The organism is Bifidobacterium samirii (assembly GCF_003952945.1).
GTDB classification, from domain to species: Bacteria; Actinomycetota; Actinomycetes; order Actinomycetales; family Bifidobacteriaceae; genus Bifidobacterium; species Bifidobacterium samirii.
The window spans coordinates 1-24,214 of record NZ_QXGK01000028.1 but is presented as its reverse complement, the minus strand read 5'-3'; the positions used below and the strand labels follow the sequence as shown (position 1 = coordinate 24,214).

Genomic DNA, 24,214 nt, shown 5'->3' with positions numbered 1-24,214 from the left:
GGCCGAGCAGGACCCGGCCGTCGAACGCGCTAGACTCAATACCAAGCCGCGCGGTTTCATTCATTTTTTCAATCACACACCGAATCAAACCGCACGGCCCTTACACACCAAAATGCGAAGAGCCCCTTTCCTGTCCATCGGCGTTGATTGCGGTTGCTGTACGCTCGTACGTATGTTAGTCGCGACCGGCGATAATTACCAATCGGTAGCCAGCGGTTTTCCGTCGGCGTGTCGCGCCGGCGACACACGCGGGCGCGACGCCCACAGCGCAATCATGGCGAGTCGCGCGCATCCGGGCGATGATGGTACGCATGACGACCACACGCAACACTCCCCCGCCACGCATCGAACACGACTGCATCGGCGAGATGGCCATCCCCGGCGACGTGTACTGGGGCATCCATACGCAACGCGCGATCGGCAACTTCACCGTCACCGGCATCCCCGACGCCAAGCATCCGCAGCTGGTGCGCGCGTACGCGACCGTCAAGCGCGCCTGCGCCGAGGCGAACCGCGAACTCGGCCTCATCGACGGCGATGCGGCCTCGGCGATCGTCGCCGCCTGCATGGAGATCGAGAACGGGGCGCTGGCCGACCAGTTCCCCGTCGACGTATTGCAGGGCGGCGCCGGCACGTCGCTCAACATGAACATGAACGAGGTGCTCGCCAACCGGGCGCTCGAGATCATCGGACGGCCGCGCGGCGACTACGCGCGCATCCACCCCAACGACCACGTCAACCACTCCCAGTCCACCAACGACACGTATCCGGCGGCCGCCAAGCTCGCGCTCGTCGACGCGCTCGGCCCGCTCGCCGAGGAGACGCGACGGCTCATGCGCGCGTTCCACGAGCTCGCCGACCGGCACATCAACGACGTGACGATCGGCCGCACGCAGCTGCAGGACGCGGTGCCGATGACCCACGGCCAGCAGTTCCACGCGTTCGCCACGTTCCTCAAGACCGATCTGGCCGAACTGGAGGCGCTCGTGCCGCGCCTGACCGTGCTCAACCTGGGCGGCACGGCCATCGGCACCGGCATCTGCGCCGACCTGCGCTTCCGCGAGGCCGCCACCGCGCATCTGGCGCGCATCACCGGCCTGCCCGTCACCGCCGCGCCCGACCCGATCGCCGCGGTCACCGACATGAGCGCCTACATCGCCGTGTCGCAATCCGTCAAGAACCTCGCCGTCCATCTCAAGAAGGCCGCCGACGACCTGCGCCTGCTCAACTCGGGACCGCACTGCGGACTGGGCGACCTGACCGTGCCGGCGAGGCAGGCCGGCAGCAGCATCATGCCCGGCAAGGTCAACCCGGTCATCCCCGAATGCGTCGACCAGTGCTGCTTCATGGTGTTCGGCATGGACACGACGGTCACGTGGGCCGCGGCCGAAGGCCAATTGCAGCTCAACGCGTTCGACCCGGTCATCATCCACACGCTGCTGGAGGGCATGGATACGATCACGCGTGCGATGGCGATGTTCCGCGAGCGCTGCGTCGACGGCATCCGCGTCGACACGGCCGTCGGACGCCGGCATGCCGCGTCGTCGCCGTCGACGTCGGCGTCGCTCAACGACGCGATCGGCTACGAGCGGGCCGCCGACGTCGCCCGCCGCGCCTCCGAAAGCGGGCGCACGGTGCGCGACGTGGCCGGCGAACTGTCCGGACTGCCCGACGACGATCTGGACCGACTGCTCGACCCGATCGCCCTGTCGAGGCGGCTGGGCCAGACCTGTCGGGAACGTCAGTGAGGCACGTGAGGTAGGCGTGTCGTCGTGCGGACGCCGGTTCCTCGTCGTCCACACGACGACACGCCCGGACTGGTCATACGAAACGGCGGTTGCCGCAGGACACGCCGAGGCATCCTGGGGCAACCGCCGTTCCGTATACGCAATCCGGGCGTGTCGGGGGGGGATCCACCCAAATACGGGCGGCACCCCACCCCGACACGCCCACCGATCAGGTGTCGATCTTGGAGCGGTCGAAGTCGTCGGCGTTGTCGACGATGAACCGCTTGCGCGGCGGCACGTCGTCGCCCATGAGCAGGCTGAAGATGCCGGCCGCCTCCTCGGCGTCCTCCATGCGGATACGGCGCAGCATGCGGGTGCGCGGGTCCATGGTCGTGTCGGCCAGCTGGTCGGCGTCCATCTCGCCCAGACCCTTGTACCGCTGGATGTCGGGGTTGTAGGCGATGCCGTCGCGTTCGAGTTCGGCGATCTTCACGTTCAGCTCATCGTCGGAGTACGTGTAGATCACCTCGCCCTTGCGCGGGCCGGCGAGCGCGATGCGGTGCAGCGGCGGCACGGCCGCGTACACGTGTCCCTGTTCGATGAGCGGCCGCATGTAGCGGTAGAAGAGCGTGAGCAGCAGGATGCGGATGTGCGCGCCGTCCACGTCGGCATCAGTCATCATGACGATCTTGTTGTAGCGGGCCTGGTCGATGTCGAAGCTCGCGCCCGAGCCGGCGCCGACGACCTGGATGATGGCCGCGCACTCCTTGTTGGACAGCATCTGCGACAGGCTGGCCTTCTGCACGTTGAGGATCTTGCCTCGGATCGGCAGCAGCGCCTGGAACGCGGAGTTGCGTGCGGCCTTGGCGGTGCCGAGCGCCGAGTCGCCCTCGACGATGAACAGTTCGGCCACGTCGTCGTTGCCCGGCTGGCAGTCGGACAGCTTGGGCGGCATCGACGCGGATTCGAGCGCGTTCTTGCGGCGCGTGACCTCCTTGGTCTTGCGCGCCTGGATGCGCGCGTGCATCTCGCCGACGATCTTCTCGAGCACGCGGCCGGACTGCTCCTTGTAGCCGCGCTTGGAGCCGGTGATCATCTCGCCGAACTGGCGGTCGGTCATGCGGGAGACGATGGGGCGCGCCTGCGCGGTGCCGAGCACGTCCTTGGTCTGGCCCTGGAACTGCGGTTCGGCGATGCGCACGGTGACGACGGCGACGAGGCCGGCCATGATGTCGTCGCGTTCGACCTTCTGCGCCGCGTCCTTGAGGTTGACCTTGAGCCGGCGCGCGTTGTCCTCGACGGTCTTGCGCACCTGTCGGGTGATGGACGCCATGAGGCCGTCGACGTGGGCGCCGCCGCCGGGCGTCTCGACCACGTTGACGAAGCTGCGCATGACGGTGTCGTAGCCGTTGACCCAGCGCAGCGCGATGTCGACGCCGCAGGTGCGGGTCACCTTGCGCGCGTGCAGGTCGCCGTTCTCGTCGACGGCCTGCGTCTCCTCCTCGTACGTGTCCTCGCCGGTGATGCGCCACACGTCCGAGATCGGCTCGCCCTTGGAGAGGAAGTCGACGAAGTCGCGCACGCCGCCGGTGTGGTGGAATTCGACGACCCGCTCGTGGTCGTATGCGGGCGCGGCCGGCCTCGGCTCGGTCGCCGGTTCGGACGTCTCCGCCGATCCGCCCGTCTCGATGGCGTCGGCCGGTTCGGCCGGTTCGACCGCAGCCGCGACGTCGGCGACGGCTTCGCCCGCGCCGTCGGACGCGGCGGCCGCGTCAGTCGTCGCGGCCGCATCCTGCGGCTCGGCGTCCGCCGCGCTGTCCGCCGCGGATTCCGGCACGTTCTCGTCGATGACGGTGATGCGCAGGCCGGGCACGAGGAAGCTGGTCTGGCGCACGCGGTCGATGAGCTGGTCGTAGCTGAAGCGCGCGGTGTCGTTGAAGATCTCCGGGTCGGCCCAGTAGCGGATACGCGTGCCGGTCACGTTCGCCGGCACCGTACCGACGATCTCGAGTTCGGTGGGGCGGTTCTTGCGCGTGCGCTTGAACGGCGAGTCGGGCGACGGGCTGGCCGGGTCGGCGTCCGTGTACACGCCCGGATGGCCCTGATGGAACGCCATGTGGTGCGTTCTGCCGTCGCGGTCGACCTCCACGTCGAGGCGGGAGCTGAGCGCGTTGACGACGGACGAGCCGACGCCGTGCAGGCCGCCGGCCGCGTTGTAGGACGAGTTGCCGAACTTCGCGCCGGCGTGCAGCTTGGTGAGCACCACTTCGACGCCGGTGAGCTTGGTCTTCGGTTCCACGTCGACGGGGATGCCGCGGCCGTTGTCGGCCACTTCGACCGAGCCGTCGCGGTGGAGGGTGACGGTGATGTGGTCGCATGCGCCGGCCAGCGCCTCGTCGACCGAATTGTCGATGATCTCCCACAGGCAGTGCATCAGGCCCTGGCTGTCGGTCGTGCCGATGTACATGCCTGGACGCTTGCGGACGGCGTCGAGGCCCTCCAGCACGGTCAGACTGTCGGCACCATAGGATTCGGGCATGGTTCTCCTTCGCGGTTCGCCGGTCTTGTGTCCGACGGTGAAAACTAGTCGAGGGAGGGGACCCGGACCCGTATGTGGACGTCCGTGTCCCCTCCCTCGTTGGATGCGCCCTCAGTGCGGGCGCCGTTGTCGCGTTGAGCCGGTGGCCAGACCGCCGGCGTTGCCGGTTACTGGTCGAGGAAGTCGCGCAGCGTCTGCGAACGGGACGGGTGGCGCAGCTTCGACATGGTCTTCGACTCGATCTGGCGGATGCGCTCGCGGGTCACGCCGTACACGCGGCCGATGTCGTCGAGCGTCTTGGGCTGTCCGTCCTCGAGGCCGTAGCGCATCTTGATGACGCCGGCCTCGCGCGGCGAGAGCGTCTCGAGCACCTGCTTGAACTGCTCCTGCAGCAGGGAGAACGCGACCGCGTCGGACGGGGCGATGGCGTCGGTGTCCTCGATGAGGTCGCCGAACTCCGAGTCGCCGTCCTCGCCCAGCGGCGTGTGCAGCGAGATCGGCTCGCGGCCGTACTTCTGGACCTCCTGGACCTTCTCGACGGGCATGTCGAGCTCGCGGGCCAGCTCGTCGGGCGTGGGTTCGCGGCCCAGGTCCTGCAGCATCTGGCGCTGGACGCGCGACAGCTTGTTGATGACCTCGACCATGTGCACGGGCACGCGGATGGTGCGTGCCTGGTCGGCCATGGCGCGGGTGATGGCCTGGCGGATCCACCAGGTCGCGTAGGTGGAGAACTTGAAGCCCTTCTTCCAGTCGAACTTCTCGACGGCGCGGATCAGACCGAGGTTGCCTTCCTGGATGAGGTCGAGGAAGAGCATGCCGCGGCCGGTGTAGCGCTTGGCGAGCGACACGACGAGTCGCAGGTTGGCCTCGAGCAGGTGGTCCTTGGCCTTCTTGCCGTCGTTCGCGGCCCACTTGAGCTCGCGCTTGCGCTTGAAGTCCATGCCCTCGGATTCGGTGTCGAGCAGGTGCTGCGCGTACAGGCCGGCCTCGATGCGTTCGGAGAGGTCCACCTCCTGTTCGGCGTTGAGCAGGCTCACGCGGCCGATCTGCTTGAGGTAGTCCTTGACCGGGTCGGCGGTGGCGCCGGCGGCGATGACGCGGCGCTTCGGGTTGCCCGACGGGGTCAGGTTGTCGTCGTCATCGTCGTCGCGCACGACGAACGCGCCCTTGGCCTTCGGCGGCTCCGGCTTCTCGGTTTCGGCCTCGTCCTCCTCGTCGTCGGATTCGGACTCGTCCATCTCGTCGTCGTCGGACGAGTCGTCGTCCATGTCGTCGTCGGCCGGCTCGTCGTCCAGATCCTCGTCCAGCGCGTCCAGGTCGGCGGGCATGTCCTGCTCGTCGTCGTCCAGCGTCGTCTCCTCGTCGACGGCCTCGACCGGAGCCGCGGGCTCCTCCTTCTTCGCCGCGGTCCTGCGCTTCGCGCCCGCGGCGGACTTCGTGGCGGTCTTCCTCTTCGCCGTGGCGGTCTTCTTGGCGGACGGCGCCTTCTTGCTCTCTTCGGCGTCGCCCTGGGTTGCCGTCGCTTCCTTCTTGGCCAAGCTCATCCTCCTGCATGTTCCCGCCGGAAGTCGTCCATGTAGCATATGGGCGCACTTCTGGCAAGGGCAAATCGTCAACTATTGGAGTTAACCATCCTCCAAGGACGATTATTCCCGTGTCGTCAGTCGTCGATGTCGGCCTCCGTCCCGCCTTCCCCGTCGCCCGCCCCGCCCGTCCGTCGGATCCTCCCGCCCTGCCATGCCGGACGGATCCCCTTGTCCAGCATGGAGAACACGATCGCGGCCAGCGAGCACCCCTCGTCCAGCGTCAGCGCCGCGAGCGCATACCGCACGGCGATCCCGCTCCCGGCCCACCACAGGATGTAGGCCATCGCGGCGAACGGCTGCACCTGCCAGGGCGACGGCACCGACGCGATCAGGTCGTCGAACATCGCCAGACCGCGTTCGCAGCGATCCCAGTCGGGCGTGTGCGCGGCGTTCTCGAACGATTCCGCGACCATGCCCGTCATCATCTCCCGCGTATCGCGTTCCTTGGGGGTGGCCGCCATGTCGAGCAGCGTCGCCGGCGGACACGGTTCGTCCGATACCAGCGACAGGATCAGCGCGTCGCGCACCGACAGCGAGTCGCGCATGCCCACGGCCAGCATCGCCACGGCGTCGTCGCCCAACGGCGACGGGATGGGTTTCGCCTCGCCGTCATCGTCCTCGGGAACGGGTTCGGGCGGGATGGCGGCTCCGTCCGGCAGCCCCTCCCCGCCCGGCGCGCCCCCGCCGGGCGGCGAACCGTCCCCGTCGGGCCAGCCGACACCTTCCAGCCCGCTCGCCCATCGGCGCAGCGGATCCTCCAGCCAGTGCCGGTCGGCGACCTTGGGTCCCCGCTTCCTGCGGTCCGCGCGGAACCGCCGCTCGAGCTCCTCCAACCGCTCCTGCGTCACATGGTCCGTCATGATGGCCCCCCTTCACGCTGATCGCACCGGCTGCGGCGCCGGTGCGGTGCGGCCCCCGCCGCACGATTCCACTATGCCCTATCCGAGCCGTCCGGCCACCACTATCGCACCATTGTGGTCGAAAGCTCCTCAGCGTTGGAATCACGCCGTTTTGCCGTTCGTAAAACCCTGTGGATAACCTTGTGGTCATGAACAGCGACATCCAACTGGACCTCATCGAATCCCGCATCGGCGAGCTCGTCGCCCGTGCGATCGCCGTCCCAGGCGCCGGGGAGGGCGATCCGGCATGCGGCGCCGTCATGGCCGACGTCGCCCGGCAGGCGCTCGTCTCGAGCGAGGGCGGCAAGCGGCTGCGCGCGATCCTCGCCCTCGCCGCGTTCGACGCCGCGGCCGGCGCCCCGGACGCACGCGACGCCATGCTCGACCTGGCGTGCGGCATCGAGGTGTTCCAGACCGCGGCCCTCGTCCACGACGACATCATCGACGACTCCGACCTGCGCCGTGGCAAACCCGCCGCACACAAGGCGATGGCCGCGCTCGCCGGCGACGAGGCCATCGGACGGGGACTGGGCATCATGCTCGGCGACCTGCTGGCCACCGCCAGCGTCGCCATCGCCGACGAGGCGGCACGGAACCTGCACGGAGCGGACCGGCTCACCGCGGCGTTCCTCAACATGCACCGCGAGGTCGAGATCGGTCAGGTGCTCGACCTGGCCGTCGAACTCGCCTCCCTCGACGACCCGCAGCGCCTGGCCGCGGCCTCGCTGGACGTGTTCCGCTGGAAGACCGCCAGCTACACCACGATCGCGCCGATCGAACTCGGTCTGATCGCCGCCGGCACGCCGGCCGACGAGGCGCGCCGGCGTGCGCTGGCCGTCGGAGGCCCGCTCGGTCTGGCGTTCCAGCTGGCCGACGACCTGCTCGACGTGGTCGGCGACAGCCGCGCCACCGGCAAGCCCGTGGGCGGCGACATCCGCGAAGGCAAGCGCACCGTGCTGCTCGCCGACGCGCTGGAGGGCGCGGATGCGGCCGGACGGGACGAGCTGCGCGCCATGTTCGAGGCGCCGTCGCGCGACGCGGATCAGGTGGCGCGCGCGATAGCCCTGTTCGAGTCTTCCGGTGCGATCGCCCGCTCCCGCGCGCGCATCGCCGACCTGTGGGACGACACGGTCCGTGCCGTCGACGCGTGGGGTCTCGATGTGGCCGCCCGCGACGCGCTGCTCGCCGTATGCGCGAGGTTCGTGCCGTCGTTGTGAGCGCGCCGTGCGGACCGCGCAACGGCACCGTGTCAGATGACCGCCCCCATGTACACTGTGTGTCAGACTGACATGGGACTAAGAGGGACCGGACGACCAAGATGAGTGAAGCCGCAAGCACCCCCGAAGGGCAGCTGATCGAAGGACGCTACCGCATCATCCGCAAGATCGCCGAGGGCGGCATGGCCACGGTGTATCAGGCCACCGACGAGCGCCTGGGACGCACGGTGGCCATCAAGATCATGCACACGCAGCTGGCGCAGGGACCATACCGCGCCCAGTTCGTGGAGCGGTTCCGGCGCGAGGCGCAGTCGGCGGCCGCGATCGCGAACCCGCATATCGTGCAGGTGTACGACACCGGCGAGACCGACGGGCTCGACTATCTGGTCATGGAGTTCGTGCGCGGCGTGAACCTGCGCCGCGAGATGAACGAGCAGCGCACGTTCACCGTGCGCGAGACGCTGCGCATCGTCGCCGAGACGCTCGACGGACTGGCCGCTGCGCACCGCGCCGGCGTCGTCCACCGCGACATCAAGCCGGAGAACATCCTCATCAACGAGCGCGGCCACGTGCAGATCACCGACTTCGGTCTGGCGAAGGCCGCCTCGCAGGCGACGCTGTCGTCGACCGGCATGCTGCTGGGCACCGCCGCGTATCTGGCGCCGGAGATGATCGAGAACAATCAGGCCACGCCGCAGGGCGACCTGTATTCGGTGGGCATCATGGCGTGGGAGATGCTGGCCGGCGAGGTGCCGTTCGTCTCCGACAATCCCGTCACGCTCGTCTTCAAGCACGTCCACGAGGACGTGCCGTCGATCGCCGCGCACTGCCCCGGCATCGACCCGAAGGTCGCCGCGTTCCTCGGGCATCTGACCGCGCGCGCCGTCGACGCGCGTCCGGCGGACGCGGTCGAGGCGGCCCGCGAACTGCTCGAGCTGACGTCGACGCTCGACATCTCGTCGTGGACGTACCGTCGCCCGCCGCTGCCCTCCCCCGCCGAGACGACGATGGCGATGCCCGCGCCTCCCGCACCGCCGGCGGCGGCCGCGGATGCCGGCACGGCCGAGCTCGCCGCCCCTCCGGTGCCGCCCGCCGCCGCTCCCTCCGCTCCCGCCGGCGATGCCGGCGCAGACGCCGCCGCGACGGCGACGGACGCCGGCGACACCGCCGCATCCGCAAGCGCATCCGCGGCGGCCTCCGAGAGCACGGACGACGTGCCGGCGACGCAGCCGCTCGACACCGTCCATCCGACCACCGCGCTTCCGATCGACGACGGCGCGCCCACGCAGGCGTTCGACATGTCGTCGCATGCCGACGGCAGCGCCGCATCGCAGGCCGGCACGTCCGACACGGCCGGCGGCGCCGCGACGGACGCCAAGCCGCGCCGCCACCGCTCCCGCAAGCCGCTGGTCATCGCCTTGGTGATCGTCCTGCTGGCCGCGGCGGGCGTGGCCGGAGGCTCGTCCTGGTGGTATTTCCTCGGTCCCGGCAGCTACTGGTCGCTGCCCAAACCCGACGACGTCTCCTGCCCGCAGCAGGGAGCCTGCTCGATCGCCGGCGCCGACTGGGAGACGTACCGCAGCGTGCTGGGCGTGGCGAACATCCCGTATGAGGCGAGCGAGGAGTACAGCGACGACGTGGCGGCCGGCGCGATCGTGTCCGCCGACCCGGATCAGGTGGGCGCGCGCATCGGCAAGCGCGACGGCACGAAGGTGAAGGTCGTCGTGTCCAAGGGCGTGCAGCAGGCCACGGTCCCCGCCGACCTGTTCGACATCACGTCGGCCAACGGCACCGACGTGCTCGCCGCGCTGCAGAAGGCCGGCTTCGACAATGTGACGCACGACAAGGACGCCGACGAGTATTCGATGGAGCTGCCGGAAGGCGCCGTGATATCGCTCACCGGCGAGGACGGCTCGGCCGTGGAGGCGGGCACGACGCTCGACCATAATGCGCCGCTCACCGTCGCGCTGTCGAAGGGCCCCATGCCGGTGGCGATGCCGAACGTCGTGGGCGGCACGAAGGACGAGATGGAGGCCGCGTTCCAGGAGGCGAACCTGACCGCGAACGTGACGGAGCAATACGACGACAAGGTGCCGGCGGGATCGGTCATCTCCACGTCGCAGGATCCGGGCGCGCAGCTGCACTGGGGCGACAGCGTCGACGTGGTCGTCTCCAAGGGACCGGAGATGGCGACGATACCGTCCGGTCTGATAGGCAAGCAGGAGAGCGACGTGACCAAGCAGCTCAAGGCGCTGGGCTTCGACGTGAAGACCGACAAGGTGCTCGGCGGCCTGTTCGGCACGGTGCGTTCGATCAAGAACGGCGACACCGACCTGTCGAACGGCGGTCAGGTCCGATTGCGCGACGAGAACGGCAAGGCGACGGTAATCACGCTCACCATCGTGTGAACGTCGGGCGAGCGGCGCGCAATCGACGGACGAGAAGGGCGGTGGCACCCCGGAAGGGATGCCACCGCCCTGTCATATCGACGTCGTGCCGCCGTCCGGACCAGCCATCCAGTCCGGAACGTCGGAACGATGCCGATCGCTCAGCAAGGCTCAGGCCTGTGCAGCCTCGGCCTGCTCCTTCATGCGCTGCTTGACGACCTGCGCGTACTCGTCGACGTACTCCTGACGGCTCAGCGCCTCGATGGCGCGCGTCACGCGGTCGGTCAGCTCGCGCAGGTCCTCGCGGGTCGGATTCTCCTTGCGCTGCACTTCGATCGGCTTGCAGTAGTGCACCTCGGTGCGTCCCTTGCCGGGGATGACGGTGCCGGGCTTCTGCAGTTCGCGCGTGCCGATGAGCGCGGTGGGGATGATCGGGCAGCCGGTCTCGAACGCGAGTCGGGCGACGCCGGTGTGGCCCTTGTACAGGCGGCCGTCGGGGCTGCGCGTGCCTTCGATGTGGATGCCGAACAGGTGGCCGTCCTCGATGATCTCACGCGCGTGCGCGAGCGCGCCGAGCGACTTGGAGCCGCCGGAACGGTCCACGGGGAACACGCCCACGGACGTGAACCACCACTTCTTGAACCTGCCCTTGATGCCCTTGCCTTCGAAGTATTCGGCCTTGCCCATGAAATGCACCATGCGCGGGCAGGTGATGGGGATGAGCGCGTCGTCGATCACGGCCAGATGGTTCGCGGCGATGATGCCGCCGCCTTCGCGCGGGATGTTCTCCAGTCCGGTGACGGTGGGGCTGAAGCGGCGACGGGCGATGCCGCCGAAGCCCTTGACGAAAAACCAGTACAGCATGTTCACGCCCCTTTTGGGATTGAGTCGCTAAAGTGGTGGGTATGACTGACCTCAACAATAGCAACGCCGGCGACGAACGCCCAAACCCCACGCCGAATGACGGCGACGACCTCGACGCGGCGTGGGAGAGCTTCGCTCGCGGCCATGCCGACGAGCTGCGCGACGTGGAACGGTCCCGCAGCGCCAAACGCTTCGAACGTCACGCCCAGCGCAAGGAGAAGGAGATGCTGGTCAGCATCGAGCAGCTCGACGAGGGTGTGTTCACCGACGACCGCATCTCCATGGGCGCCCGCGCGCGGGGTCCGAGGGACACGACGAACTCCAGCTGGCTCGACGCCGACGACGTGATGGACCGCTACGGCAGCGACTTCACTCCCCCGAACCCGAGCATCGGTCCGGTCAAGACGTCCAAGCTCGTGTTCTGGATCCTGCTGGTCGCGGGCATCGCCGGCATCATCGCCAGCGTGTTCGTGCCGACGCTGGCCGCGCTGCTGGGCAGCGTGTTCGGCCTGTGTGCGCTGATCGGCGCGGCCGGTCTGATCATCCAGCACAAGGGCCATACGCAGACGCGCGACGGGTGGACCGACGACGGCGCGCGCGTCTGACATGCGTCCGGCGGTCTGCATCGTCAGATGATCATCGCCGACGGACATACACGAAGCGGGTGGCGACGGCATCGGAGCCGTCGCCACCCGCCGTCGTATCAGGTCGCGGATGACGCCCGTCAGGCCTTGGCCTGCGCGGCGGCGATCCACTCGTCGAACAGCGCGGCCGACGCACCCGAGTCGACGGTGCGCTCGGCCAGCGCGTACGCCTCACGGAAGCGTTCCGCCAGCGTGCCGTCACCGATCAGGTGCGCGTCGGCGACGATCGCGGACGCGGCGTTGAGCAGCGCGGTGCTGCGCGACGGGATGGCCTTGCCGGCCAGGAAGTCGCGGAACGCCTGCGCGTTGACGGCGGGTTCGCCGCCGCGCAGGTCGGCGACGGTCACCTTGTCGAGGCCGAGTTCGGCGACCGGGTCGAATTCGGTCTCGCTCACCTTCCCGTCGCGGATCTCCCACACGGACACCGGGCCGGTGGGCGCCAGTTCGTCGAGGCCCTCGTGCGACGTGTACACCATGCCGCTCTGGCCGTTGGCCGCGTACACGTCGGCCATGATGGGGCTCATCGCGCGGTTGGCGCAGCCGATGGCCACGTGCGCCGGCTTGGCCGGGTTGGTCAGCGGGCCGAGGATGTTGAAGACGCACGGCACGCCGAGCGCGGCGCGGATCGGGCCGACGTAGCGCATGGCCGGGTGGAAGGTCTTGGCGAACGCGAAGGTGATGCCCACCTGGTCGCCGACCGCGCCGACCGCTTCGGGGCGCAGTCCCAGCGGCAGGCCGAGCGTTTCGAGCACGTCGGCGGCGCCGCATTTGCTCGACGCGGCGCGGTTGCCGTGCTTGACGATGCGCACGCCGGCCGCCGCGGCGACGACCGAGCCCATCGTGGACAGGTTGACGGTCGCGGCGCCGTCGCCGCCGGTGCCGACGATGTCGGTCGTCTCGCCGGCCACGTTGAGCGGCACGGCGTGGGCGACCATCGCGCGCGCGGCGCCGGCGACCTCGTCGGCGGTCAGTCCCAGCTGCTGCTGGAGCGCCAGCACGGCGCCGACGGCCGCGGGGTTCGCATTGCCCTGCATCAGGTCGTCGACGAACCACCAGGACTCCTCCGCACTCAGATGGTCGCCACCGACCAGCTTGGTGAGAATCGACTTCCATGTGATCTCGGCCATGATGCCCCTCCTTGGCGTATGCGCGCCGTGTGTGTTGTGTCGTCGCCGATTCTAACGATTCGGATGCGCCCGTATCACGGAGCGTTCCATATAGCAGAACGGCGCCGCCCCGTGGATGGGGCGGCGCCGTTCCCGATCAGGCGTTCCTCAGCGGCCTATGGCCGTGATGACGCAGGATGGCTCAGGCCTCGTTGTTGGCGTGGCACATCTTGTACTTGCGGCCCGAACCGCACGGGCACTGGTCGTTCTTCCGCGTGCCCGGGAAGGTGCGGCCGTCGGCCCACGGCGTCTTGAGCTCCTCGCTCTTGGGACGCTTGTTGGCCGGGACCTTGCCCTCGGCATGGCTCATCGGGGCCGGACCGGCGATGACCGGGGCGACCGCCTCGCCGGCGGCGGACTCCTTCGCCGATTCGGCGATGGCCTCGGCCTCCTCGGCGGACGGCTTGTCGGCCGGCTCCTCGGCTTCGACGGCCGGGGTCTCGGCAGGCGTTTCGGCCGGAGTCTCCTCGGCGGATTCGACGGAGTCGTCCGCTTCGGTCGATTCGGCCTCCTGGGCGCCCTCCTCGACGTCCGCGGCATCCTCGGCCGGGGTCTCCTCGGTGATGCCGACGGCGGCCTCGGCCTGGTCGACGGCCACGTCCTCGTCGGCTTCGGTGGTCACGTCCTCGGTGCGGGCGACCTGCTCGACGTCGACGTGGAAGAGCAGCTGGACGCTCTCCTCCTTGATGGCCTCGACCATCGAGTTGTACATCTGGTAGCCTTCGCGCTGGTATTCGACCAGCGGGTCGCGCTGGCCCATGCCACGCAGGCCGATGCCGTCCTTGAGGTAGTCCATCTCGTACAGGTGCTCGCGCCACTTGCGGTCGAGCACGGCGAGCACGACGCGGCGCTCGAGCTGGCGCAGGCCCTCGGCGCCGATCTTCTCCTCGAACTTCGCGTATTCGGCGTCGATCGTCTCGACGAGCACGTCGCGCACGGCCTCGGCGGCCTTCTCGCCCTTGGCCTTGCCGGCGGCGTCCTTGGCGGCCTCGATGTCGAACTCGATCGGGAACACGGTCTTGAGCGCCTTGGTCAGGCCCTCCCAATCCCAGTCCTTGGGCTTGTCGGAGCCGTTGTTGGCGCCCTTGACGTAGCTGAGCACGGTGTCGGAGAAGAAGCGCAGGATGTCGTCGTGGATGTCCTCGCCCTTGAGCACGGCCTGGCGCTCGGCGTAGATGACGGTACGCTGCTTGTTCATCACGTCGTCGTACTTGAGGACGTTCTTACGCACCTCGAAGTTGCGGGATTCGACGGCCTTCTGCGCGGTGCGCACGCCCTTGGAGACGCTCTTGGACTCGATCGGCTCGCCCTCCGGCATGCCCTTGGCCATGACGCGGGCCACGAGCTGCGTGTTGAACAGGCGCATCAGGTCGTCCTCGAGCGACAGGTAGAAGCGGGACTCGCCCGGATCGCCCTGACGGCCGGAACGGCCGCGCAGCTGGTTGTCGATGCGGCGAGACTCGTGGCGCTCGGTGCCCAGCACGTACAGGCCGCCCAGCGCGACGACCTCCTCGTGCTCGTCCTTGACCTGCTCCTTGATCTGGGCGAGGGTGCCCGGCCAGCGCTTCTCGTACTCGTCCGGCGTGTCCTCCGGCGAGTAGCCGTCGGCCTTGAGCTTGGCGTCGGCGAGGAACTCGACGTTGCCGCCGAGCATGATGTCGGTGCCTCGGCCGGCCATGTTGGTGGCGACGGTGACGGCGCCCTTGCGGCCGGCGACGGCCACGACGGCCGCCTCCTTCTCATGCTGCTTGGCGTTGAGCACCTGATGCGGGATCTTCGCCACGTCGAGCAGCGAGGAGACGATCTCGGAGGATTCGACGCTGGCGGTGCCCAGCAGGACCGGCTGGCCCTTGTGGTGGCGCTTGGCGACGTCCTTGACGATCGCGGCCAGCTTCTCCTTCTTGGTGCGGAAGATCAGGTCGTCCTGGTCGACGCGGACCATTGGCTTGTTGGTCGGGATCGGCAGCACACCCAGCTTGTAGGTGCCCATGAACTCGGCGGCCTCGGTCTCGGCGGTGCCGGTCATGCCCGCGAGCTTGTCGTACATGCGGAAGTAGTTCTGCAGGGTGATGGTCGCGAAGGTCTGGTTCTCGGCCTTGACCTCGACGTTCTCCTTCGCCTCGATGGCCTGATGCAGGCCCTCGTTGTAGCGGCGGCCCGGCAGGATGCGGCCGGTGTGCTCGTCGACGATGAGCACCTCGCCGTGGGTGACGACGTAGTCCTTGTCCTTGAGGAACAGCTCCTTGGCCTTGATCGCGTTGTTCAGGTAGCCGATCAGGGCGGTGTTGTTCGGCTCGTACAGGTTGTCGATGCCCAGGAAGTCCTCGACCTTGGCGATGCCCGGGTCGAGGATGCCGATGACCTTCTTCTTCTCGTCGACCTCGTAATCCTCGTCGCGCACCATCTTGGGCACGAGGCGGGCGAACTGGCGGTACCAGCGGGTCACGTCGCCTTCGGCCGGACCGGAGATGATGAGCGGGGTGCGGGCCTCGTCGATGAGGATGGAGTCCACCTCGTCGACGATGGCGTAGTGGTGGCCGCGCTGCACCAGCTCGCTCTTCTCCCACGCCATGTTGTCGCGCAGGTAGTCGAAGCCGAACTCGTTGTTGGTGCCGTAGGTGATGTCGGCGTTGTACTGTTTGCGGCGCTCCGGCGGCTTCTGCTCGGTGATGATGCAGCCGACGTTCATGCCCAGGAAGCGGTAGATGCGGCCCATGAGCTCGCTCTGGTAGCTGGCCAGGTAGTCGTTGACGGTCACGACGTGCACGCCCTTGCCTTCGAGGGCGTTCAGGTAGCTCGGCAGCGTCGCCACGAGCGTCTTGCCCTCGCCGGTCCTCATCTCGGCGATGTTGCCCCAGTGCAGGGCGGCGCCGCCCATGAGCTGGACATCGAAATGGCGCTGGCCGAGGGTGCGCTTGGACACCTCACGCACGGTGGCGAACGCCTCCGGCATGATCGAGTCCAGCTTCTCACCGTTGTCCAGGCGCTGCTTGAACTTGGCGGTCTGGCCCTTGAGCTCCTCGTCACTGAGGGCTGAAATCTCATCCTCGAGCGCATTGACGGCTTGGGCCACACCTTCCAGTCGCTTGATCTGGCGGCCTTCGCCCATGCGCAGGGCCTTATCGACGATATCTACCACGTTTCGCTCCCTATAGAGTTCGGTTACCGTAAACGAGCATAGCCCACTTGTCACCAAATGGGCGCAAACTTCGTCCAATATTATGCGGACACGCCGATTTTTCCGAACGGTTTCCCGCCGTCGCATCGGGCGTCCATGCGAAAGGGACCCGTGCGGGCTGTCCGCACGGGTCCCTTTCAGATGCTTGCCTCGATCAGCGGGTCACTGCACGTTCTCCGGGGTGTCGATCTCGAACACGCCGTAGCTCCAGCCGTGGCGGTGGTAGACGACGGACGGACGGCCGGTCTCCTTGTTGACGAACAGGAAGAAGTCGTGGCCGATGAGTTCCATCTCGTACAGGGCCTCGTCGATGGTCATCGGCTCGGCGATGTGCAGCTTGCGGCGGATCACGATCGGGGTGTCGCCGACCTGGACCTCGACCGACTCCCCCGGCCCCAGATCGGACGCGACCGCGGCGGCCGGGCTGTTGTTGGGCTCCTCCTCGACGACCGGCTCCTCCTCGGCCACCGGCTCCACGACGCCCAGATCGACCGGCACCGGCTCGCTGTAGCCGCGGCGGTGGTCCTTGCGGCGGTCGCGGGTGCGGCGCAGACGCAGGGTCAGCTTGTCGAGGGCCATGTCGAGCGCGCTGAACTCGTCGGTGCTCGACGCCTCGGCACGCACCACGGTGCGGCCGGCGATGACGGTGATTTCCACCCGCTTGGCCGTGTCGGCCTGACGGGGGTTGCCCTCGTGCGTCAGCACGATCTGCGCGCGCTGGGCGTCCGGGGCGATAGCGGTCACACGATTCATCTTGCTTTCGACGACGTCACGGAACCTCTGCTTGACCTGCGTATGACGTCCGGTAACGATGATCTCCATGTGGACCTCCCTAACTCAAGCGGTGCTACCCGCTGTTTGGCGAGCCGAACGGCTGCATCGCCGTCGGTAGGATTCATTGTAGCCGACCATCCGTGTTTTTCCGGGTGACGCGCCCGAAGAATCTTGGGCGTTTCCCGCGTGTTTTCCGTGCATCCGACACCCCGGCCGACGCATCGGATACGCCCTGCGGCGACACCGGGACACGCCGGGAGACGGTCGTGTATTATTGTGCGTTTGAGACCTCTTGATGGCCACGGCCGCATCGCTCGTTCGAGGCGGCTGAGGAACTTCCGGGCTCCATAGAGCACGATGGCGGATAACGTCCGCCCAGGGTGACCTGAGAGATAGCGCAGCAGAGAACAGACCGCCGGCTTAGGCCGGTAAGGGTGAAACGGCGGTGTAAGAGACCACCGGGCGACTGGTAACAGGAGCCGCATGGCAAGCCTCATCGGGAGCAAGGCCAAGCAGAAGGCGTTTGAGGGCTGCTCGCCCGATGCCTTCGGGTAGGCTGCTAGAGCCTGGCGGCGACGTCAGGTCGAGATGGATGGCCATCCGCGCCGGTCTTCCGGCGTGACAGAACCCGGGGTATAAGAGGTCTCACCTTCTTCTTTTCCTCATGTTCAGCGGAACAGTTCGGCGGCGACGCGGCGCAGCTCGGCCGGATCGTGCCCTTTGCGACCGCCGGCGGCCCAGAACCGGTTGAGCCGCTTGGCGCGTTCCATTCCCCGCGTCTTGCGTTCGTAGCGGCGGCCCAGCTCCCATACGGCCTCCTCGAACACGCCGTTCTCGGCCGCCTCGCGCACGACGCGGCCGGCGGTGGACCGGTCGACGCCCTTGCGCACCAGCTCGGCCACGGCGGCGCGCGATCCCATCAGACGGCCGGCGCAGTAGCGTACGGCGCTGCGCGCGTACGCCTCGTCGTCGATCAGATCGACCCGGGACAGCCGGTCGATCACGTCCTCGACGACATCCTCCCCGTATCCCTTGGCGAGCAGACGGTCGCGCAGCGCGCCCGACGCGCGCGGCGCAGCGTCCAGCAGACGCAGCGCCGCCTCGCGGCAGGAGTCCAGATCATCGGCCTCCGACGCGTCGACCTGACGCGGGGAGCCGCCGGTGCGGTTCGGCTCGACGTCGTCCGCCGCATCGGAATCGGCATCGGCGCCGTCCGCGCCGGCGACGGTGCCGAAACGCGCGTATGCGGCGGCTCCGAAGCCGGGCGACGCCGGCGACGGCATGGAATCACCGGCGTCGCCGACACGGTCTTCCGGTTGTGCGGAATACGCGATGCCGGAACGTCCGTCCGCCGCCGCGGGTGCGGCGGGGACGCCGACCGATGCGAGGAAGTCCTCGGCGCTGATCACGCGGATCAGGCCTCCTCGCCGGCCGGGGTCTCGGCCGCGCCGTCGCCGTCGGCGCCCTCGCCTTCGGCGAACTGGTCCTCGGCGGGGATCAGGCCGAACGCGACCTTGACCTTGTTGCCGATCTCCTCGGTGATGCCGGGGTTGTCCTTGAGGAACTTGCGCACGTTCTCGCGGCCCTGTCCCAGCTGGTCGCCGTCGTAGGTGAACCAGGAGCCGGACTTGCGCACGACGTTGCACTGGAGCGCCATGTCGAGCACCGAGCCTTCGGTGGAGATGCCCTCGCCGTACAGCACGTCGAATTCGGCGGACTTGAAGGGCGGGGCCATCTTGTTCTTCACGACCTTGACCTTGGTGCGGTTGCCCACCGCCTCGTCGCCGTTCTTGATCGTCTGGATGCGGCGGATGTCGAGACGCACCGACGAGTAGAACTTGAGCGCCTTGCCGCCGGTGGTCGTCTCCGGATTGCCGAAGAACACGCCGATCTTCTCGCGCAGCTGGTTGATGAAGATCGCGGTGGTGCCGGCCTGCGAGAGCGCGCCGGTCATCTTGCGCAGCGCCTGGCTCATGAGCCTGGCCTGCAGGCCGACGTGGCTGTCGCCCATCTCGCCTTCGATCTCGGCCTTGGGGACCAGCGCGGCGACCGAGTCGATGACGATCACGTCGAGCGCGCCGGAGCGGATCAGCATGTCGGCGATCTCCAGCGCTTGCTCGCCGTTGTCGGGCTGGGAGACGATCAACGAATCGGTGTCGACGCCCAGCTTGCGCGCGTACACCGGGTCGAGCGCATGCTCGGCGTCGATGAACGCCGCGACGCCGCCGGCCTTCTGCGCATTGGCGACCACGTGCAGCGCGAGCGTGGTCTTGCCGGAGGATTCGGGACCGTAGATCTCCACGATGCGGCCCTTGGGCAGGCCGCCGATGCCCAAGGCCATGTCGAGGGCGAGCGATCCGGTGGGGATGACCTCGACATCCTGTTCGGGGCGGTCGCCCAGACGCATCGCCGAGCCCTTGCCGAAGCTCTTCTCGACCTGCGCCAGCGCGGTCTCCAGTGCCGCCTGACGGCGCGGGTCGATGCCCGGGGCCCCGGTGTCCGCCTGCTTCGCCGCGTTCTTCGCCTGCTGTGCCATGTTGTTCTCCTTCATCGATGCCGCAGTGCGACCAGCGTACGCCATGCCGCGCGCCGGCGGCGGCCGGAACGGGCGTTGTGGTCGAAGGCTCCGCCGCATGCATGGCGCATGCGTCCGGAAGCCTTACGCCGCAACGGTTATACGGCGTGTCGCATCGCGGTGGCCATCATGACCGATGGCCGTTCGCTGTGGATAACTATAGGACCACATGCGAACATCTGTTCGAATCCGTGTGGCGGGCGCGCCGCGATGCGGCTACCGGGACAGCCGCGGCCCGCCCTTGGGCATCGGCGGCGCCATGTGGTCGGCGCCCCAGCGCTCGCCGTCCGGCACGCCCATCTGGTCGCACAGCACGTTCCAGACGACGCGGGGCTCCTCCCCCGCCTCCAGCGCCTCGATCACGTTCCGGCCGCCCAGCCGGTCCATGCGCTGGTCGCGCGCCAAGCTGCGCCCGTAGGCGCGGCCGAACACCTCGTCCACCAGTTCCCAGAATTCTCGTTCTCGCACGACGCCCACTCTAGCGCACCGCACGAGAAAGGCGGGACCCCTCCCTCGGAGAGTCGTCCCGCCCAAGTCATATCCGGCAGTCGGCCCCGGCCGTCGATCCGGCCGTCCGACACGCCCTTAGCGAGCGCCGGCGGCCTCGAGCCGATCGGCGACCATGCGCAGCATCTGCGGCGTGCCCACGCCCAGCGATTCGGCGATCGAGCTGAGCAGTTCGGAGCTCGCCTCCTTCTGGCCGCGCTCCACCTCGGACAGGTAGCCGAGCGACACGCCGGCCTTCTCGCTGACCTCGCGCAGCGTCTTGCGATCGCCGGTGCGCAGCTCGCGCAGCACCTGGCCGATCGCCTCGCGCAGCGACAGCTCGTGCGACGCTCCGGCGACGTTCTGTGAGCGGGTCGAGGCCGTGGTCTCGGCGTCGAGCTCGCCGTCGGCCTGACGCCACATGCGGGTCAACGCGGCCTGGCGTTCGTCCTTGGCCTTCTTCGCGGCGCGCGCGGCGATCACCTGCTGCTGGGCGAACATGACGGCGCGGCGCTGGGCCGGCGTCAGGTCGCGCATGCGCGCGCTGCCGGGGCGCGCCATCATCGCGGCCGGGCGGTCCTGGCCGGTCTTCTCCATGGTGCGGGTTTCGGCGGTGCGGGTCATCGTGTCCATCTCGGCCCTCCTTGGGCGTTTCGCTCATTGCTTCCACTATCCCCAATCGGCGACACGCCCGAACTATTCCTGAAAACTTGCTTAAAACAGACTCAAGTTTCACTGATGCTAGTGTTTCCAACACTTGCGCCGCTATGCGCTCAATGGGCACACCCTAGGTTCACCCTATTTTGTTTTCCTTCTTCATTGTAGGCTGTCGCGGCGGCTGCACGTCGGGAGTGTCTGTCAGCTGAAAACGACGAAGGCGCCCCGCTCCCCCATGGCAGGGGAACGGGGCGCTGTGGTCAGTGGGCGGCGTGGCGGGCGCGGCTGCGGGCGGTGACGGGATTGTCCTTCCACCAGGCCCACAGGCTCGCGCCGACCGTCCATGCCAGGGACACGAGCTGGTTGATGCTCTCGTCGGCGATGGGGATCGTGTCGACGCCCATCGTGACCAGGATCGTGTTGATCAGGGCGAGGAGCAGGACGATGGTGCGGGCGATGGTGCCGGCACTGACAGCCGGCGGCCTCTCCCCCGCGTCCGGAGTCGTCGGGGTAACTGTGGTGTCATCGGCCATGGGGACTCCTCTCACTGCTGGAGGGCGAGGTACCAGTCGCCGCCCTGCGTGCCGATCGCGATGTAGCGGACCTGGCCGCCGTACGAGGTGTAGCGGCCCCACAGGTATCCGTCCGCGTACACGCCCCACGCGTCCAGATTCACGGTCTGGCCGCGCCGGTAGGTCGCGACGACCGCGCCGGACGTCGACGGGCGGTGGCGCACGTTGAGAGCGTCCACGTCCACCAGGTACGTGCCGGCCACCACAATCGGCCCCGACTGCGCCGGAGCGGTGACTGTCTTGGGGCGCAGGTAGCCGAGCAGGCCGGCCTTGGTCAGAGCCGCCTGTCGTGTCGCACCCGGATTCTGGGTCAGGCACAGGAGATTCGCACCCTGGTCGGCTAGCACGATTGCGACATGGCTGCCAGGATAAGCGGCGCAGCGCGACCAGAACGCGACGTCGCCCCTGCGCGGGGTGATGTCCGGGCCGAGCTTGTCGAACGCGGCCTGCAGTCGGGGCTGGTTGCCCCAGGTCTGGGTGTAGACGCTGTCGGCATAACCCGAGGTGGTGTTGGTCGCGGACTGCGGCACGCCGGCCACGTCCTGCGCGTACCGGCTCCAGAGGTCCCAGCATTGGCCTCCGTACGCGCCGTCGACGTCCACGGTGCGCCCGGTGCAGGTGTTGATGAATTGGTCGACCGTCATGGTCATGACGGGCTCCTTTCCCGCCCCGGTCGGGGCGATATATGATAAAGCCCCGCATCGGATGGTGCGGGGCATGGCCGTCAGGCGGCCAGACAGTACAGCACGACCGCCAGGAATTTCACGAACGGGATTGCGATGTGCCAGATGAGAAGCGGGACCGCGACGGCGAGCAGCATCAGCGGCACACCGATCGCGAGCACGATCAGGAGAAGTCGCTCCCACGGATCACCGGTAGAGCCAGTCACAATCCGCCTCCCTCCGCAGATAATCCTGTCTGAGCGCGTCATACCTGGCGTGTCCGTACCCGTTGCCGCCCATATCCAGATACTCCTTGCCGGCCTCCAACTGCCGCTCATGCTGGGTGCGGTTGTTCGTGTGGGCGAAAAGCTCCACCCTCAGCAGGTCGAGGCGGGCGGCGCGCAGTTCGCGGTCGAGTTGGTCGAACCGGTCCCAATCGCGGTCGAGTTTGCCGCGCACGTCGCGCATGAGCCGACTGTCGTCGAGGGCGTCGTCGAGATTGTCCCGCGTGACCAGACGGCTGAGCCGGTCGAGTTGCTTGATGCCGGCTCCTGCGATGGCGCCGCCGGTGGATGTGATGATGGCGACCAGGATGGTCACCCAGATAGGGGTCATCAGGTCATGGCTCCTCCCTCTCATGATGATGGATTGATGTCATTTGACGCGCACGAGTGCGACGTCGTCGATGCGTGGCCAGTTGCCGCCGAGCTGGATTTGGACGGTCATCGGTTTGGGGATATCCACAGTCAGAGCGCGTCGCTCCCATGTCATGACGGCCGATGCTCGCTCCCATGTCTTGGATGCGAGCCATACGCTGTCTGGGCTTACGACGCCGAGCATGTGCCATCGATCGATGGCACCGGACGCGAAATATGCAGATAATTCGTAGGTGCCGGGTTCTGTGATAGCGACTCTTTGTATCGCAACCCATGTGTTCTGGATTTGCGAATTGAGGAACCGATTCCCGGAATGCGGTAGCAGCGTGAGGTTGGATTCGACATAAAACGCGTTATTATCCCACAACTCCCACGATTCGTCGGACTCGAAGCTGGGATTGGTTATCAAGTTCTCACTGTGATATCCCCCCCCCGACACCATTAATATGGATTGGGGGAACCCACTGGGTCGGCCACGATTGATGTTCCGCGATCATCGGGTGTAGCACCGCATCCAATGGTTTACCCGTTGATAAGATCTTCCCGACGACGGCCAACCCGAAATGCATGTCCCTCGATATGCGGAAGTACATGTTGTCGCCCTTGCCTGCGTCCCAATATACCCATCTCGACATGTTTTCCATATTGATGGCGGCGATATACACAAGGTTGTAGGTGTCGCCCTCGTGTGACTCGTCGCCGATGGGTCGAATATGATACCATCCGGGATGGAGGATTCCCATATCCCAGACGACACCTTTACCGGCAGTCAGCGATGCGGATGTGATGTGCAGTCCGAGGTCTGGCGCCAGCTCGCAGGTCATACCGTTGATGTCGGTGGCGGTCCCGTATCCACACAGGTTGCGCGACAAAAGAGGTCTGCTGTTGTTGAGGAGGAGACCGACCCTCCGACCTTGCGAATATGCGGCGGCCACCTGCTTGCCGCCTAGGAGGAGTTTGCTCATCGCCCACCCCCTTGCGGGAGTGGTTTTAGTCCAGCTTTTGCAGGATGGGGATGATCGTGTCGTCGAGGGCGACGCCAGGATTGTGCACTATGGAGCAATTCACGGTTTGGGCTCGATCGACGACGAAACTCTCTAGAAATGGCGATGCCATCATCGCAGTACCGGCCGAGGTCCAGTACTGGAATTCTGAGTATAATCGTCCTCGCGTTGAACCAACAGTTCGAGCCATTGAATATCGTCCCGGCTGTAAAGCAATGGGGACTCTTCTCATACTGCCCCACGCGGTAGCAGTACCGACACAGTGATAGCTGGTCCCGTCGAACGTCCAGCTCAAGCCATTCGCAGAGACCGGAGTCAATCGCGGGAACAGATTCGGCCTGTCCCACACCAGCACCTGTCCGTTGTGGATGACGGTCGCACGCCGACCATCCATCAGCACATGTCCGACCGGCTGTCCGTGTGTGATGAGCCGATTCATGCGACCAGCTCCCACACAGAGCGACGAACAGGAGAAGGCGGGTTAGGAAGCCCCACCCATTACCATGTTTAGTAGGTCCCGATGGTCGGGACCGGGTCGCCGGTTCCGGTATGACTTTCTCGCCCTGTCGTTGATGATCCGGGGGGTGTCGTCGCCGGGAACGGGGACGCCCGCTGACCGCT

General features: G+C 67.4%; 21 protein-coding genes and 1 other RNA gene. 5 read left to right on the top strand and 17 right to left on the bottom strand.

Going from position 1 to position 24,214, the window contains the following annotated elements:
• The first annotated feature begins 311 nt into the window (after positions 1 to 311).
• A complete protein-coding gene (locus D2E24_RS09875; protein ID WP_125969159.1) occupies positions 312 to 1,748 on the top strand; it encodes an aspartate ammonia-lyase in 1,437 nt (478 codons plus the stop codon).
• 208 nt (positions 1,749 to 1,956) lie between these two features.
• Here D2E24_RS09875 and D2E24_RS09870 read toward each other — a convergent pair whose 3' ends face one another.
• The 3 genes from D2E24_RS09870 to D2E24_RS09860 all read right to left on the bottom strand — a co-directional run bounded on the left by D2E24_RS09870 (position 1,957) and on the right by D2E24_RS09860 (position 6,712).
• Entirely contained in the window at positions 1,957 to 4,266 is a 2,310-nt protein-coding gene (locus tag D2E24_RS09870; protein ID WP_125969158.1) for a DNA gyrase/topoisomerase IV subunit B, read from the bottom strand.
• 167 nt (positions 4,267 to 4,433) lie between these two features.
• Positions 4,434 to 5,849 carry an RNA polymerase sigma factor gene (locus D2E24_RS09865; RefSeq protein WP_164521095.1) on the bottom strand — a complete coding sequence of 472 codons (1,416 nt, stop codon included), beginning with the start codon at positions 5,847 to 5,849 and terminating at the stop codon, positions 4,434 to 4,436.
• 77 nt (positions 5,850 to 5,926) lie between these two features.
• Positions 5,927 to 6,712, bottom strand: coding sequence for a DUF4192 family protein (locus D2E24_RS09860; protein WP_125969156.1), 786 nt, complete (start codon positions 6,710 to 6,712; stop codon positions 5,927 to 5,929).
• Positions 6,713 to 6,900: 188 nt separating this feature from the next.
• Here D2E24_RS09860 and D2E24_RS09855 point away from each other — a divergent pair, with 188 nt between their 5' ends.
• Positions 6,901 to 7,968, top strand: coding sequence for a polyprenyl synthetase family protein (locus D2E24_RS09855; RefSeq protein WP_125969155.1), 1,068 nt, complete (start codon positions 6,901 to 6,903; stop codon positions 7,966 to 7,968).
• A gap of 101 nt (positions 7,969 to 8,069) precedes the next feature.
• Positions 8,070 to 10,376 (top strand): Stk1 family PASTA domain-containing Ser/Thr kinase, encoded by a 2,307-nt coding sequence (locus tag D2E24_RS09850; RefSeq protein ID WP_125969154.1) that lies wholly within the window; start codon positions 8,070 to 8,072, stop codon positions 10,374 to 10,376.
• A gap of 150 nt (positions 10,377 to 10,526) precedes the next feature.
• On the opposite strand, the gene D2E24_RS09845 is transcribed toward D2E24_RS09850, so the two are convergent.
• Positions 10,527 to 11,219 (bottom strand): lysophospholipid acyltransferase family protein, encoded by a 693-nt coding sequence (locus D2E24_RS09845; RefSeq protein WP_125969153.1) that lies wholly within the window; start codon positions 11,217 to 11,219, stop codon positions 10,527 to 10,529.
• 41 nt (positions 11,220 to 11,260) lie between these two features.
• On the opposite strand from D2E24_RS09845, the gene D2E24_RS09840 reads away from it, so the two are divergent.
• Complete coding sequence (locus D2E24_RS09840; RefSeq protein ID WP_125969152.1) at positions 11,261 to 11,824, top strand: hypothetical protein; 564 nt, start codon at positions 11,261 to 11,263, stop codon at positions 11,822 to 11,824.
• A gap of 119 nt (positions 11,825 to 11,943) precedes the next feature.
• On the opposite strand, the gene trpD is transcribed toward D2E24_RS09840, so the two are convergent.
• From trpD to hpf, 3 genes are all read right to left on the bottom strand, one after another.
• Positions 11,944 to 12,990, bottom strand: a complete 1,047-nt coding sequence (trpD, locus tag D2E24_RS09835; protein WP_125969151.1) for an anthranilate phosphoribosyltransferase — start codon at positions 12,988 to 12,990, stop codon at positions 11,944 to 11,946.
• Positions 12,991 to 13,171: 181 nt separating this feature from the next.
• Entirely contained in the window at positions 13,172 to 16,168 is a 2,997-nt protein-coding gene (gene secA, locus D2E24_RS09830; RefSeq protein WP_125969150.1) for a preprotein translocase subunit SecA, read from the bottom strand.
• Positions 16,169 to 16,369: 201 nt separating this feature from the next.
• A complete protein-coding gene (hpf, locus tag D2E24_RS09825; protein WP_125969149.1) occupies positions 16,370 to 17,029 on the bottom strand; it encodes a ribosome hibernation-promoting factor, HPF/YfiA family in 660 nt (219 codons plus the stop codon).
• A gap of 235 nt (positions 17,030 to 17,264) precedes the next feature.
• Between hpf and rnpB the strand changes: the two genes are divergently transcribed.
• An RNA gene (gene rnpB, locus D2E24_RS09820) (RNase P RNA component class A) lies at positions 17,265 to 17,633 on the top strand.
• Positions 17,634 to 17,649: 16 nt separating this feature from the next.
• Here rnpB and D2E24_RS09815 read toward each other — a convergent pair.
• The 10 genes from D2E24_RS09815 to D2E24_RS09775 all read right to left on the bottom strand — a co-directional run bounded on the left by D2E24_RS09815 (position 17,650) and on the right by D2E24_RS09775 (position 23,554).
• The gene (locus D2E24_RS09815; protein ID WP_241222962.1) at positions 17,650 to 18,390 is read right to left on the bottom strand and encodes a regulatory protein RecX; all 741 of its coding nucleotides are present in this window, start codon (positions 18,388 to 18,390) and stop codon (positions 17,650 to 17,652) included.
• Between the two features lie 5 nt (positions 18,391 to 18,395).
• Positions 18,396 to 19,517 carry a recombinase RecA gene (gene recA, locus D2E24_RS09810; RefSeq protein ID WP_206430967.1) on the bottom strand — a complete coding sequence of 374 codons (1,122 nt, stop codon included), beginning with the start codon at positions 19,515 to 19,517 and terminating at the stop codon, positions 18,396 to 18,398.
• A 255-nt stretch (positions 19,518 to 19,772) separates the two neighbouring features.
• Positions 19,773 to 20,024, bottom strand: coding sequence for a DUF3046 domain-containing protein (locus D2E24_RS09805; protein ID WP_125969147.1), 252 nt, complete (start codon positions 20,022 to 20,024; stop codon positions 19,773 to 19,775).
• A gap of 117 nt (positions 20,025 to 20,141) precedes the next feature.
• Complete coding sequence (locus D2E24_RS09800) at positions 20,142 to 20,639, bottom strand: helix-turn-helix domain-containing protein (protein ID WP_241222963.1); 498 nt, start codon at positions 20,637 to 20,639, stop codon at positions 20,142 to 20,144.
• Between the two features lie 320 nt (positions 20,640 to 20,959).
• Complete coding sequence (locus tag D2E24_RS09795; RefSeq protein ID WP_125969146.1) at positions 20,960 to 21,232, bottom strand: phage holin; 273 nt, start codon at positions 21,230 to 21,232, stop codon at positions 20,960 to 20,962.
• Between the two features lie 11 nt (positions 21,233 to 21,243).
• On the bottom strand, positions 21,244 to 21,921 hold the full coding sequence (locus D2E24_RS09790) for an SH3 domain-containing protein (protein ID WP_241222961.1): 678 nt from the start codon (positions 21,919 to 21,921) through the stop codon (positions 21,244 to 21,246).
• 74 nt (positions 21,922 to 21,995) lie between these two features.
• Positions 21,996 to 22,160 carry a hypothetical protein gene (locus D2E24_RS10390; RefSeq protein WP_164521093.1) on the bottom strand — a complete coding sequence of 55 codons (165 nt, stop codon included), beginning with the start codon at positions 22,158 to 22,160 and terminating at the stop codon, positions 21,996 to 21,998.
• Complete coding sequence (locus D2E24_RS09785) at positions 22,141 to 22,548, bottom strand: hypothetical protein (RefSeq protein ID WP_125969144.1); 408 nt, start codon at positions 22,546 to 22,548, stop codon at positions 22,141 to 22,143. The genes D2E24_RS10390 and D2E24_RS09785 overlap by 20 nt, the downstream gene beginning before the upstream one ends.
• Positions 22,549 to 22,587: 39 nt before the next feature.
• Complete coding sequence (locus D2E24_RS09780) at positions 22,588 to 22,998, bottom strand: hypothetical protein (RefSeq protein WP_125969143.1); 411 nt, start codon at positions 22,996 to 22,998, stop codon at positions 22,588 to 22,590.
• A gap of 4 nt (positions 22,999 to 23,002) precedes the next feature.
• Positions 23,003 to 23,554, bottom strand: a complete 552-nt coding sequence (locus D2E24_RS09775) for a hypothetical protein (protein ID WP_125969142.1) — start codon at positions 23,552 to 23,554, stop codon at positions 23,003 to 23,005.
• Positions 23,555 to 24,214: the final 660 nt, after the last annotated feature.